The organism is Planktotalea frisia (genome assembly GCF_001890925.1).
Taxonomy (GTDB): domain Bacteria; phylum Pseudomonadota; class Alphaproteobacteria; order Rhodobacterales; family Rhodobacteraceae; genus Planktotalea; species Planktotalea frisia.
The window spans coordinates 1-13410 of record NZ_MLCB01000164.1 but is presented as its reverse complement, the minus strand read 5'-3'; the positions used below and the strand labels follow the sequence as shown (position 1 = coordinate 13410).

The 13410-nt window shown below is 55.6% G+C and carries 12 protein-coding genes and 1 tRNA gene; 2 read left to right on the top strand and 11 right to left on the bottom strand.

Annotated elements, in window-relative coordinates; genetic code table 11:
* Positions 1–16 precede the first annotated feature (16 nt).
* Positions 17–868 (bottom strand): SPOR domain-containing protein, encoded by an 852-nt coding sequence (locus PFRI_RS14605; protein WP_072631461.1) that lies wholly within the window; start codon positions 866–868, stop codon positions 17–19.
* A 245-nt stretch (positions 869–1113) separates the two neighbouring features.
* Here PFRI_RS14605 and PFRI_RS14600 point away from each other — a divergent pair.
* Positions 1114–1203: transfer RNA gene (locus PFRI_RS14600), tRNA-Ser, on the top strand.
* A gap of 464 nt (positions 1204–1667) precedes the next feature.
* Here the strand turns inward: PFRI_RS14600 and PFRI_RS14595 are convergent.
* The 10 genes from PFRI_RS14595 to PFRI_RS14550 form a co-directional block, all read right to left on the bottom strand.
* Entirely contained in the window at positions 1668–3122 is a 1455-nt protein-coding gene (locus PFRI_RS14595; RefSeq protein ID WP_072631443.1) for an aldehyde dehydrogenase family protein, read from the bottom strand.
* A gap of 6 nt (positions 3123–3128) precedes the next feature.
* Positions 3129–3896 carry a sugar isomerase domain-containing protein gene (locus PFRI_RS14590; RefSeq protein ID WP_072631442.1) on the bottom strand — a complete coding sequence of 256 codons (768 nt, stop codon included), beginning with the start codon at positions 3894–3896 and terminating at the stop codon, positions 3129–3131.
* Positions 3893–4639 (bottom strand): phosphorylase family protein, encoded by a 747-nt coding sequence (locus PFRI_RS14585; protein WP_072631441.1) that lies wholly within the window; start codon positions 4637–4639, stop codon positions 3893–3895. The genes PFRI_RS14590 and PFRI_RS14585 overlap by 4 nt, the downstream gene beginning before the upstream one ends.
* Positions 4636–5472: a carbohydrate kinase family protein gene (locus PFRI_RS14580; RefSeq protein ID WP_072631440.1), complete on the bottom strand. Its 837-nt coding sequence runs from the start codon at positions 5470–5472 to the stop codon at positions 4636–4638. Before PFRI_RS14580 ends, PFRI_RS14585 begins: the two co-directional genes overlap by 4 nt.
* Positions 5469–6020 carry a cysteine hydrolase family protein gene (locus PFRI_RS14575; RefSeq protein ID WP_072631439.1) on the bottom strand — a complete coding sequence of 184 codons (552 nt, stop codon included), beginning with the start codon at positions 6018–6020 and terminating at the stop codon, positions 5469–5471. Before PFRI_RS14575 ends, PFRI_RS14580 begins: the two co-directional genes overlap by 4 nt.
* Complete coding sequence (locus PFRI_RS14570) at positions 6017–6910, bottom strand: ABC transporter permease (protein ID WP_072631438.1); 894 nt, start codon at positions 6908–6910, stop codon at positions 6017–6019. The genes PFRI_RS14575 and PFRI_RS14570 overlap by 4 nt, the downstream gene beginning before the upstream one ends.
* Positions 6900–7943 carry an ABC transporter permease gene (locus PFRI_RS14565; RefSeq protein WP_072631437.1) on the bottom strand — a complete coding sequence of 348 codons (1044 nt, stop codon included), beginning with the start codon at positions 7941–7943 and terminating at the stop codon, positions 6900–6902. Before PFRI_RS14565 ends, PFRI_RS14570 begins: the two co-directional genes overlap by 11 nt.
* Complete coding sequence (locus PFRI_RS14560) at positions 7940–9487, bottom strand: ABC transporter ATP-binding protein (RefSeq protein WP_170124869.1); 1548 nt, start codon at positions 9485–9487, stop codon at positions 7940–7942. Before PFRI_RS14560 ends, PFRI_RS14565 begins: the two co-directional genes overlap by 4 nt.
* Before the next feature lie 64 nt (positions 9488–9551).
* Entirely contained in the window at positions 9552–10580 is a 1029-nt protein-coding gene (locus PFRI_RS14555; protein WP_084649710.1) for a BMP family lipoprotein, read from the bottom strand.
* Between the two features lie 51 nt (positions 10581–10631).
* Positions 10632–11405 (bottom strand): GntR family transcriptional regulator, encoded by a 774-nt coding sequence (locus PFRI_RS14550; RefSeq protein WP_072631436.1) that lies wholly within the window; start codon positions 11403–11405, stop codon positions 10632–10634.
* A gap of 735 nt (positions 11406–12140) precedes the next feature.
* Between PFRI_RS14550 and PFRI_RS14545 the strand changes: the two genes are divergently transcribed.
* Positions 12141–13358 carry a YbfB/YjiJ family MFS transporter gene (locus PFRI_RS14545; protein ID WP_072631435.1) on the top strand — a complete coding sequence of 406 codons (1218 nt, stop codon included), beginning with the start codon at positions 12141–12143 and terminating at the stop codon, positions 13356–13358.
* The last annotated feature ends 52 nt before the right edge of the window (positions 13359–13410 follow it).

The window sequence follows — 13410 nt, the reverse complement described above, 5'->3', positions numbered from 1 at the left end:
CCTTCGCGTTTATGAATCAGTTGCTGACAGCATAGGCGTCTGCGAAGCCGGATGCTTTAATCTTTTTCAACAATGCACTGCGTTCGGCACTTGTTTGCGCAGGACCCACCAAAACTCGCCAGAACGTCTTGCCGGAACTGGTGGATTTCTTGACCGTTGGCACCATGCCTGCCACGCGCATCGCCTCGGCCGTGTTGTTGGCGTTCTGCTCAACGCTAAAGATGCCGAGCTGGATGAATGGCTTGCTGAGACCGCTAGAAGAAGGCTTAGGTTTGGGCGGTGTCGGCGTAGGTTTTGGTGCGGCACTTGCGACGGCACCGGCGGTTGGTGCAAGTGCGGTTTCTTGAATTGCGTTTGGCGCATCGACTTGCGGTGCTGCTTCTGGCGTTGGTGCGCTTTCGGCAATGGCTTCGCGACGAAGCGCTGTAACATTCAACTTAGCGGGCTGACCTGCGAGCATACCAAGCGTGGCCGCCGCATCAGAGGACACCTGTAAGCGCGGGCCTGGGTTCTCACGCTCTCGGCGAAAGAGGGCCCCGATAACAAACTTGCCGTTCTTTTCATTGCGGATGATCACGCGCTCGGGATCTTTGACATCAGGGTGCGCAACCCAGACACCGCCAAGCGAAGGACGACCATCCCACAGGCCGCTCTCGGTCACTTGGAACACGTCCGGGGCTTCTGTGTCGCGCTCAACCAATTTGACAGAGCGCGATGGATCGCCGTCCACAAACTCATCAGCTTTCGGCTTTGCCTGCAGGAAAGCAGGGCCTTGCCCATCTTGGCAGCCCGCAAGTGCGATTGCCGAAATAAGCGACAGCGTAAGCCATTTGCGCCACTTTGAGTATGGTCCTGTGGTGATGTTCATCTTGTGCCCTTTGCCCCAAAACCTATGCGCTTTGGCCGATATTTCGGTCCTTTTCGTGCGCGCGGTCTTCAAAATTGACATTTAAGTCGTAACTACTTGGGCGCAATGTAGCCTTGTTTTGCCTTCATGAAAAGTCCGCAGGACGTGGCTGGGCGGAAAATCGGTCAATTGATATGCAATTGAGTGTGTTTTCCCGCGCATGAGCTCTTGCCGATGCGCGTTTGCTTGGGTATGGAGTTCGCGTCGGAGGCTTGGCAGAGTGGTCGAATGCACCGGTCTTGAAAACCGACGAGGGTGAAAGTCCTCCCAGGGTTCGAATCCCTGAGCCTCCGCCACATATATCCATTAAGTATATGATTTTATTATAATTAAATTTTACTTAAAACCTCTACCCACAACGCTACCCTCAATGAAACATCAGATCAAAACAGAGTTAAGCAGGGGTTACTGCGCTTGATCTCTACGGCTGAGCTGCAGGACGTGGGACCGGGTCCCCCTATCCTAGGACCCCGCGCCTCGGACCACGGGCCTTTAGTATTAGCTTTGGAGTTTCGTCTGGGATTAGTTTTGTTGGGGTGTACATCGCTATGCACGCACCAATTCCATGTTAAGCCATGCCGCTGCTCTCGCTGAGTGGCGTCAATTATTGAGCGCATAGATTTAGGCTGCGCTAGCAATTTGATGGGTGTTCTTATTTGTCTGATAGCACCGACAACACCTATCAAACTGTTAAGGGGGAGCAACGGCTGGCTGGCACAGAGAAGCAATTCGCTCAATGTGACAGCGCCATACGAGCGCCTTACATGCGGCGGCGAACCCGCATTTTTAGATGTTTGGTCTCAAGATAAGACTCTAAGCCCTCAGGCCCAAGCTCGCGGCCCAATCCGCTCATTTTCCACCCACCGAAAGGGGCCTGAAGATCACTGGTGTCATTCACATTCACTCCGACCGCCCCAAAGTCCAGCTCTTCGGCCAACCCCCAAATACGTTCCAAATCTTTGCCGTAAATGTAAGCTGCCAGACCAAATTCGAGACCATTGGCGATGCCTAGCATTTCCTTTTCGGTGTCATAGGCGGCAATTGCGGCGATAGGGCCGAAGCTTTCTTCCGTCATTGGCAAGCAGTTTAAGGGGGCATTGTCGATCACAGTTGGTCGAAAGAAATGGCCGCGCGCGTACTCTGCCCCGTCAGGCCGATGCCCACCGGCAAGCAATGTCCCCCCTTTGCTAACCGCATCATAAATATGTGCCTCTGTCCGTGCCGTGACAGAGCCGTTGAGCACTGGGCCATAGCCGATGGCGGGGTCTGTGCCGTCACCGATCACGGTTTCATTGGCAAGATCGGCCATCAGTCCCGCAAACTCTCGATGGACGCTGCGGTCCACCAAAATGCGATTCACAGTAATGCAGATTTGCCCCATGTTTGAATAGGCCCGACGGTGCGCGGCCTTCGCGGCCTCTTCCAGACCGGCGTCGGCGGTGACGATAAAGGGCGCGTGCCCCCCCAGTTCCAAACAGGTGCGTTTCAGGTTCCCAGCAGCAGCCCGCAAAATCGCCTGACCCGCTTGCACCGATGCGGTGGCCGAGATCACACGCACCTTTGGGTGTTCGGCAAGGGCGGCCCCCGTAACAGGCCCCGTTCCGGGCAGATCAGCGATACACCCTGCAGGCAAACCCGCCTCGTGCAGACAGTCCACCACCATTGCGATGGCGAGCGGCGTTTCATGTGGTGATTTCATCACAATGGGACAGCCCGCCGCCAATGCGGGTCCGACCTTCCAGCAATACAGGTCCACAGGGTAGTTCCAAGGCACGATCCCTGCCGCCACACCCACGGGACAAGAGCTAACCAAATTGCGTACATCGGGCGAAGAGGCGGGCCGAATAGATCCCCAAACGCGTTTGCCCTCTTCGGCGTAATACCGCAGCACCACTGCCCCAAAAGAGATTTCCTTGACGTTATCAGAAACCGGCTTGCCTTGTTCCAGCGTCAACAGATGTGCCATCTCGTCTGTTCTGGCATCGATCAACGCCGCGGCCCTAAACAGGATGTCAGACCGATCGGTCGCGCTCATACGCGCTAAAGCGGGAAAAGCCTGTTCCGCCACGTCCACGGCTTGATCCACGATGGCCCGATTAGCCATCAAAGTCGTTCCGACCTGTTCGCCTGTGGCCGGGTTTAAGATGATATGCTGGTCACAGCCTTGTGGTTTGACCCAGTTGCCGTTGATGAAAAATCCGCGATTTCTATCCATGGTGATCTACCTTAGTTTCAGACGGCGGGCCAATTCGGCATAGTTCTTGTCGTTCTGCGCAGTCGCGGCGACTTTGTCTGTTGTATTTGGGCTTTGCATTAAAAACGGATCACCGTCAGCGGCCACAATGTGCGCCGCAGTGGCCGAGTTGATGGCATGGCCAATGGCGATGGCGATGGACGTCGATGTCGCACCGGTTTTGCCCTGCATGCCTTCGATTTCAATCTCGGCATCGCCAAGCGGCACACCGGTGTCGATGACCACATCCGCCAATTTGTATAGATGCGCGCCGCTGCTATGACGAGATGGCGTGGCCGAGGAATGAGGGATCGACGTCACACCGATCAGTTTCATGCCTTTGGCTTTGGCGCCAATGGCAATATCCAGCGTTACAGCGTTAAGACCTGAATGCGAAAAAATCACCATGGCATCGCCTTCAAGCGTATCATGGGATGCTAGAATGGCGTCGCCGTAACCTTCTTGTGAGTGGATAAACCGATATTGCCGCGCACCGCCATCGCCAACAACGCGGTGAAAGGAAATCATCGAACTTTCGACAATGGGGCGAAAACCTGTCACCGTACCGGTGCGCGGATACATTTCCATGGCTGCAAACGAGCCGTGACCCGTACCAAAGGTAAAGACCAGTTTATCGTCAAGGATCGCTTTGGCGCAGATTTCAGCAGCCGCGTTGATCGCGTCCGATTGGGTTTGTTGGACACGCTCGAGTCGGTTGATCAGGCTGGAAAAATACTGATTTGGAATGTCGGTCATTTGAGGTCCTCTTTCATTGTGATGGCATCAAGCGCTATGCTGAACATCAATTTTTCGCCCAAAGCCAGCGGTTCGGCAGCAAGCTTTTCTTGACTGATACCGTCCACTGTACCTAGGCATAGCGTGGCACAGGCAACACCCAATGCTTCACCGGCTGTGAGCAGTGCAGAGGTCTCCATATCGGTCGCCAGAACGCCCCGATCGTGCAGCATCTGACGCGTTTGGGTCACTTTCGCCCCGCCTGCCGGATCAAGGGCGAACATGTCGCGATAAAACGCATCAAAGGTGGCAAAAACACCTGTGGTGGATTCCGCGTCATTCCGAGAGACCGCCGTTTGAAGATTGGCGACCAAACTCGCATCAGCCACCGGAGGCGCATCGCTCAGCGCATAAGACTGCGACGTGCCTTCAAACGACAGGGCAGATTGGCTGATCACAAATCCGCCCGGACGGGCTGGTGGAAAATGCATTGCAGTCCCGATCCGCACGAAGCGCTGCAACCCTAGATCGGCGAGTTCATGCATCACAATGGTCGCAATGGGCGCACCCATTCCAAAGGCCGCAACACTAATTCGCGTTCTGTTGTAGGTGCCAGTTACAGTCTTGAGGCCGCGCTTGACCGGCAAATAGACTGGGTCCTCAAGCAATGACCCAATACGTTCAATGCGGTCGGGGTCGCCCACCAGAATGGCACAGGATCCTACGTCATTTGCCTTGTGTCCTAGATACCAAGCCGTTTTCATACTGTATTTTCCTTTTGTCTACTGCATAACAGTCGGCTCGCTGTATCAATCCCGGCTTGAGCCGCCGCTTCGGATGTAGCTGCCCCGGTCATTTCAGCGGCAATGTAACCGCCTGCGAAACTGTCACCTGCACCCGTTGTGTCGTGCGTTTCAAATGCGGCAACGGGCAGCCTGATTGATGAGCCGTTTTCCTCAATCAGCACGCCTTTTGACCCCATGGTCAGCACCACGACAGCCGAAGTTGGGCCGATCATCTTTCGCTCTGCTGCGTTGCAGAAAATCACATCAGCGCTTTGGCAAAGCATGTTACAAATCGCGGGTGTAAAGCAGGCCGGATCATTCTTAACCGCCCAATACAGCCGCGTTGAAGGCGCCCGCAAAGCTAAAATTTGCTCGGTTAAATGGGGTGGCCCAACGGAGATGCAAAGATGGCTGGCACCGGCGATTGCAGCCTCTTGAGCCGCGCTGAGCGTTTCGCGACCTGCATGGCCGGGATCGTATATGCAAGCGCAGCTCCCATCTGGCTGGTACAGCATCACGGCCGTCGGTGAAGAAGCATCAGTGACAATGGCGATGCCATCTGTGTTTACCTTGGATTGCGTCAGGGTGTTTACGAGTTGAGTGCCCTGAGGGTCATCCCCGACCCAAGTGACAGGCATTGAGGCCCCTTCAATCTGTGCGACGGCCATGGAAATATACGTGGGGCAACCGCCAAGACGCGGCCAAGCATTCGGCAATCTGGTCGCGTGGCTGGTCTGGTCGGGCGACACAGAACTCGCAAGGTCCAAAACATAATCGAGGCTGGCATAGCCCGTGACGCAAAGGGTGTTCATCCCAAGACCTCGAGCGCGTCGCTTTGACTGATCACGCGACCAAGGTAGCGCTCGATGTCCTCTAACGCCGCTGCGCCCAGATGCTCACGGTTGGTGTTGACCGCCTCGCGCACCACTTGGACTTTGAACCCGTTGGCAAAAGCGTCCTGTGCGGTGGCGCGCACACAAACATTGGTTTTTACGCCACAGATCACAACGCCATCAACCCCCTGCTCGCGCAGAAAAAGGGCCAAATCGGTACCGAAAAACGCGCTATAGCGGCGTTTGATGATCTCGATTTCGCGGCCACCTTGCGGCCCGAATCCGTCAAAAAACTCAGCGTTAAAACTGCCCGCGATTCCATGTTCAGGCAGTCTGACCTGCTCATAGTCCTTAAACCCTGCGCGGTGGGTATCCGCAACGTGGACAATGATCGTCTCGCTTTGCTGTGCCGCGGCAATAAGCGCTTGCGCAGGCGCAATGACTTCGGCGGCGGCGGGGTAATAGTTTTCGCCGTCAGGGTGCAAAAATGCGTTTTGCATGTCGATGACGAGCAAGGCATTTGTCATAACCGGGCCTTTCGTTGGGCGCGAACGCTGGTGAAGATGAGGGCAAGAAGCACCATCAGATAAGGTGTCATGCCGATCAGTTTTGGCGGGAATCCTGCGGTTTGCAGGCGGATTTGAGTGTTGTCCAGAAACCCGAACAGCAAACATGCCATTGCGGTTTGAATAGGTCGGTCACGCCCGAAATAGAACGCCGCCAATGCGATGAAACCGCGCCCCGCTGTCAGCCCTTCGTTGAACAACCCAAGCGATGCCAGCGCAAGATGCGCGCCCGCGAGTCCAGCAAAGAAGCCCGCAAATGCGGTGGAGGCATCCTGTATCGCAAGGCTGCGTAATCCAACGGCACGGGTCACATGCGGCGCATTTCCGGTTGCCCTGATCCACAGGCCGATGCGGGTGTTGGTCAACACGAAGGGCAGGCAGAACACAGTGATCCATGCGAATATTGTCAGGGGGTCGAGGCTGGAGAGGGCTGGGCCGATGACGGGGATTTTTTCGAAAAACTCAGGCAGCACATCAGGCAACAAGACAACATCTGGTTGGCGCAATGTGCCAGAAGTTTTGTAAACCCAACTTAGAATAAAGCCCAGTACACCAGCCACGAGGATGTTCAGGCCTAGTCCGGCGACAATCATGTTGGCATGCGCGCGGGTGATGGTCAGCGAAAACATCCAGCCGATCACCGCACTGCTGAGCGCGGCGGCAAGGCAGGCAATGAACCAGCTTTGGGTTGCGGACGACACGATGACCGCGACAAATGCACCCGACAGCATCTTGGCCTCCAGCCCGATATTGACGATTCCCGCTTGCCGGTTGACCAACCCACCTATAGCCGCCAGCAAAATCGGTGTGGTCAGGATCAGCGTCGACACAAGGATTTGTTCAACCTGCATTGGCAGTTCCCTTCTTGCGGCGCAGACTTATCCGGCCCAACTCGACCACGGCAAAGATCATCACTGTGCCTTGGATGATGTTCACCAGATCAAGCGGGATGTTTGAGAAAAGCTGGATCGTTGTGCCAGCAGAGGCCAGCGCCCCAAACAGGATCGCGCCCAAGACAATGCCAATTGGGTGGTTTCTGCCCAACAAGGCAACGGCCATGCCGGTAAAGCCATAGCCGGGTGAAAACCCGTCACTAAAACGGTGCATCTGGCCCATGCCATGCGCAGCGCCGCCAATGCCTGCGATAACGCCTGACAGGATCATCACACCCACAATTGTACGCGGCACAGAAATCCCGACCGCACGGGAAAAGCGTTGGTTTAGGCCGATTAACCCCCCCTCAAATCCTGCGGGTGTGTAGCGACACCAAAAGCCGTAGGCCGCCACACAGACCAACCCGATCAGGAACCCGGCGTGCAAAGTTGAGGGTGGCATCAACCGCGGTAGATAAGCGACCTCGTGAATGAGCGGCGTCACGTTGTTGCCCGATAGGGGGGAGAGGAGCGGACCGTTGACCAGATAGCCAGTGATGGCCACGGCGATAAAGTTCAGCATGAGGGTCGAGACAACTTCATCCACCTCGAACTTGGCCAGCAAGATACCCGGCACATAGAGCCAGATCGCACCGATCAGGGCGGCGGCGAAAAAGCAGATCGGAAACAGTGCAAAACCCCATGCGGCAGGCAGGGTGAAGCCAAGGAAGACTGCGGCCAATCCTCCAACAAGGAACGCCCCTTCGACACCCACATTGAACACGCCGGATCGAAAACAAACTGCGGTTGCGACTGCGGTGAAGAGCAACGGCGTGGCGGCGGATAGGGTGGCCGCGATACGCCGTGCATTGCCAAAGGACTCTGTTGCAATCAGGCTAAATACGTCCAACGGGTTCTTTCCGATGACCAGCAACACAACGCCACTGACGATCAAAGAAACCACAAGAGGCAGCAAGATACCGATGCTGCGTGAGGCGATGCTACTGCTCATGCCGCATCTCCCTGCACCATCATCTGACCGATCTGCGCCATTGCGCCAGCGGGGGAAGTTACCTCGCCCACCAGACGCCCTTCAAATATCACAACAACGCGGTCTGACAAGGCAATCAATTCGTCCAGTTCTTCGGAGGCCAAAAGCACAGCACCGCCCTGATCGCGGAAATCACGCAACAGTCCGTGAATGGCGGCGATGCCGTTCAGGTCGACACCGCGTGTTGGTTGTGACGCGATCATTAGCTTGGGATTGTCTGCACTCTCGCGGGCAAAAACCAGCTTTTGCTGATTGCCCCCTGACAGGCTGTCTGCTGGATCAGTGACTTTACCAAAGACAACCTTGAGCGCCGCCAACCGCTTGCTTGCTTCTTGGCGCAGGTTTTTGCGGCTGAGGATACCGCCTCGCGTGATGGGCGGGGCGCGGTGGCTGCCCGCAATGACGTTGGTCTCAATACTCGCAGCAGTGGTCAAGCCCTCGTGGCGGCGGTCTGCGCTGACATAGGCAAGGCCGCGATTGCGCCGCGCCAGGGTGGTTTCACCGGTGATGTCCGCCCCTTGCAGGATAATGTTGCCAGCGCTGGTGTCGCGCAGGCCCGCGATACATTCGGCCAGTTCGCCTTGGCCGTTGCCAGACACGCCGGCAATGCCCAGAATTTCGCCTGCGCGGACCTGTAGGCTGATGTTATCCAGCGATTGTGATTTTTCCAAACTACGTGCGCTCAGCCCGTCCAACTCCAGTACAGGTTCCCCGGTTACAGTGCGCGATGGCGGCGGGCTGGTTTCCAACGGCGGTGCGTCGCGCACAATATGGCTGGCGATCTCCGGGCCTGTTGTTTCAGCAATTGTGCTGTGAAAAACAGTCTTGCCCTGCCGGATAACGGTGACCTGATCGGCCAGCGCCATGACTTCACCAATCTTGTGACTGATAAATAGGATCGTGGTTCCGTTTGCCCGCAGGTTGCGCAGCAGATCAAACAATTCCTCCACTTGAGGCGGGGCCAAGACCGCCGTTGGCTCGTCCAAGATCAGCACATTACAGCCGCGCCGCAACAATCGGATGATTTCGACAAACTGGAGAATGTGAACAGGCACGCTTGAGGTCCGCCGCTGCCAGTCAATTTGGGCACCGATGCTTTCGGCCAACCCTTGCCCTTCGCGCAGGGCTTTGGCCCAGTCGATGCGTGACAGCGGGCCCAATTGGCGGGTCACGGGTTCTTCGCCAAGCACCAGATTTTCCAGCAATGTCAGATCCGGTGCCAACATGAATTCCTGATGCACCATGCCGATACTCAACGCCAAAGCCTCGGCGGGGCCGTTCAGTACAACCGGTTTGTCGGCAATTACCACATGCCCGCTGTCGGGGCGTTCCACCCCTTGCAACATCCGCATCAACGTCGATTTGCCAGCACCGTTTTCACCTACAATGGCATGGATTTCGCCACGCATAACCGAGAGCGAGATGCCCCGATTGGCCTTTGTCGCCCCATAGGATTTGTGAAGATCCACAGCACCCAGGGCCACGGACCGGTCAGTAGACAGCACTATTGCTTCCCTTGCATGTGAAAAGTCAGGTGCACGTGGAAAAACCACGCGCTCCTGATTGTTGTTACTTAAAGAAGTCGGGGTATCCTTGGCTGGAAACATCCCAGACGTCGAGCTCACCTGCAATAATCTGAGCTTTGTACGCAGTGACCCGCTCAATATATGCGGCAGGCACTTTGTCTTTGGTATGGGTCATTTCCGATAGGGCCACGCCATTTTCAGCTAGGCCAAACTGGATGACCTCCCCGCCGGGGAAATTGTCGGCGGCATAGCCGGTCACGATTTCATCCACGGCAACATCCACGCGTTTGACCATAGACGTCAGCACATTACCTGGCGCCATGCCGTCCTGATCGGAATCCACGCCGATTGCGTAATGACCGCGTGCCTTTGCTGCTTCTATGATGCCGATGCCTGTGCCGCCCGCAACTTGATAGACAATGTCAGCGCCTTCATCAAACATCGCATTGGCCATTTGCAGGCCCTTGGCCGGGTCACCAAAGCTGTCGGCATAAGCTACCTTCACCTCGATATCGGGGTTAACGGCCTTTGCCCCTTGGATATAGCCAACGATGAACTTGTCGATGCCCGGCGCTTTGAAACCGCCGATCACGCCGATGGTCGCATCCGCGTTAATGCCCTCGATCGACGTGTCCGTAGTGACTTGAGCCGCCAATGCACCAGCTAGGAACGATCCTTCATGCTCTCCAAAAACCACCGAGGCAATGTTGTCGCCCGTGCGCGTCTGGTTCATAATAACCCAATTGGTATCTGGATAGTCCTTGGCCAACATTTCCATCGGTTCGCCGTGGATCCACTCCAACGAAATCACGAGGCCAAAGCCACCGTCCGCCGCACGGCGCATAATTTCTTCGCCTTGGGCGGCGACATCGGCAGATTCGATAGTCCGACCTTCAACGCCGGTTTTCTCCAAACCACTTTGGAAACCAGCGTTGGCTGTGTCATTCCAAGACCCGTCACCAAGCCCGCCCTGCGCAATGATCATTGCCGCCGGGCGCTCATCCGCCCACAAAGCGCTGCCTGCCATCAGGGAAGTGCAGGCCGTTGTCACCTGTAGAATTCTTCTGGTCATATTCGTCATCATATTAGTCTCCTTGTTGATTTCCCATTTTAGGTCTTTTGATTATTGGAGTGTGTGCACCTTAAAAGGTATCGTGTGAACGCTGCTGCGCAGCAAGTTAACTTCATATGAGTAATGACCGCTTTGATAGACGGCCTCGGTCGCCTCGATCAGTCGGTCGACAGCGTCATAGCTGTGGCGAGTGACGACCATAACTGCCGACGGATCCTGCAAAGAAAGCGCCTCGATCTCCTGCGGCAATGCCAAACGGGTTGTCACATGTTCGGTCGCTCGAACAATCATGAAACCGGCAGCCTCATAGGCAAAGTAAAGAGAGAAGTCAGTGACGTCGGTGTTACGCATCTGCTCAGCGTGCTGATCAGGCAAGGAGTCCATAACACCGTTAGGAATGAGTGAGACATGCAGCGATGTTGTTATGCCATCTACCATCCGCAGACGGGTGAGCGCAGTTGCTGGCTCAAAAAGACCGAGTGAATTGCTTTGCTCAGATGTGGCCGATGTCAGTGACAACAGTTTTTGTCCCGCGAGCCGACCTTGGGCCGCAACCGTATCTGAAAAACTCATCAGCCGCCCGGGTTCTCGCTTGAGCGAGACACGCGCCACAAATGTTCCAGCGCCCTGTTTTCGCACAGCGAGACCATCAGCAACCAACATTTCAAAGGCCTTAACAACAGTGCCCCGACTGACACCATGCAACCGGCACAGTTCAGGCTCGGACGGCAGTCTTTCACCAAAGGTATAGCGCCCGGATGCAATTTCATCACGCAACAAATCTGCGAGCTGTTGATAACGGGGGGCTGATTTTAAGATTTGCATGACGCAATCATATAAAGACTAGTTGACTAGTCAAGATGGTACTTTTCGAATACCTGTCTGACGTTAGCGCCTATGGGTCCAAATGGACCTTTCAGAGGAAATCTGGTTGAGGCGGGCAGGGCAGTCGGCTAGCTTTTCCAGATGACAAAACACTCCCCATTCCACTACATGAAACCTGGCCCGTGGTTCCTGGACCATCCCCCCCTAGGCCCATGGACCGGGAACCAAGTACCACGGCTCTAGCGGACCATAGAGCACGCACCGTCGACCTACTATCAGCGTTGGTTAGTTTTGTTCGGTCCGCGGTCCGTGGACCAACGGCAGGGGGTTACGGTGCCTAACCGCTAGGGTCGAGATTGAGGCTTATGGACCGCACCCCCCCTATCCTAGGACCCCGCGCCTCGGACCACGGGCCTTTAGTATTAGCTTTGGAGTTTCGTCTGGGATTAGTTTTGTTGGGGTGTACATCGCTATGCACGCACCAATTCCATGTTAAGCCATGCCACTACTCTCGCTGAGTGGCGTCAATTATTGAGCGCATAGATTTTGATTGCCCCATCAATCTGATGCTTGCAATGATTAGTCTGACAGCACCCTTTAACTGGCCTTGGCAATTTGTTTCTGCGCGGGTGCCGCTGGACCCGGCAGGCTCAATCGCTTAGCCACGTTAGATAGCGGCAAAATTTTCCGCCCATCGGAGGCCCATCACGTGACGAGACATAGGAAAATGCCGGAGTGATAGAGGCACACAAACGGCCGTGGTTGGTGCTGGCGGGGCTGGCGCTAGGGGTGACAGTGACCAATGGTTTCGCCCGATTCGCCTATGGGTTGATATTGCCGGCGATGCAGTCGGATTTGGGGTGGAACTATGCCCAAGCTGGATGGCTCAATACGGCCAATGCTCTGGGCTATATCGCGGGCGCTGTGTTGACTATGCTAATGATTAGGCAATATTCGGCGACATCTCTATTTTCCTTTGGATTGATCACAACTACCCTTGCGCTGCTGGCGACTGGGTTGATCTCGGACCTTTGGTGGCAAACTCTTTGGCGCATTTTGGTTGGCTTTTTTGGGGCCATGTCTTTTTCCACCGCCGGTGTTTTAGCAGCTGGCCTGTTTCCAAATGATCCGCGCCGCAATGCCCTAGCCATTGCCATTTTATTTGGTACGGGTGGCGGCTTGGCAATTGTTTTATCTGGAGCGAGCCTGCCGCTGTTTTTAGCGCATTACGGCGCGGATCACTGGCCCTTAGCATGGATCATTATAGCGGCAATTTGCTTGCTATTTTTACCGCTTTGCCTGTGGTCAGCTGCACAGCTCAAGCGCCCGGCACCGAAGCAAACGGACGCTCCAGCGCCCATCCCAATCACTCAAATCTGGGCACAACTTGCCGGATATGCTGGCTTTGGATTGGGCTATATCGTGTTTCTGACATTTTTATCAGCCTGGATGACCCAGCAGGCGGCCAGCGCCAGCTTCATCGCGGCTGTTTGGATATTGCTGGGTCTGTGCATCTGTGTTTCACCCTTGGTGTGGCGTCCCATCTTGACGCGCCACGCATCAGGCTTGCCATTGGCCATGATCTTAACCTGCATCGCCTTGGGATCCGCGCTGCCTGTGCTGTTTCCTGGAAATTTCTCCTTGTTGCTCGCGGCGGTTATTTTTGGCCTTTCGGTTTTTATGGCCCCCAGTGCCGTGACCAATTTTGCCCGTCAAAACCTGCCTGAGCGCAGCTGGGGTGCGGCCATCAGCCTTTTTACTGTCGTCTTCGCCGTGGCGCAGACTCTTGGGCCCTATGCCGCCGGGCTATTGGGGGATCTGGCTGGCGACATTGGTATAAGCCTTTTGGGCGCATCAGGACTGTTACTTTTGGGTGCGGCCATCGCCCTGACGCAAAAGCCTCTGATCAGTCGGCCCATGGACCAGAATGCGAAACCCGGCAAGCAAGACTAGGTTCAGGACTCATAACCAGAATATGACGGTTGCAGCGAGGGCGATCGCTGAC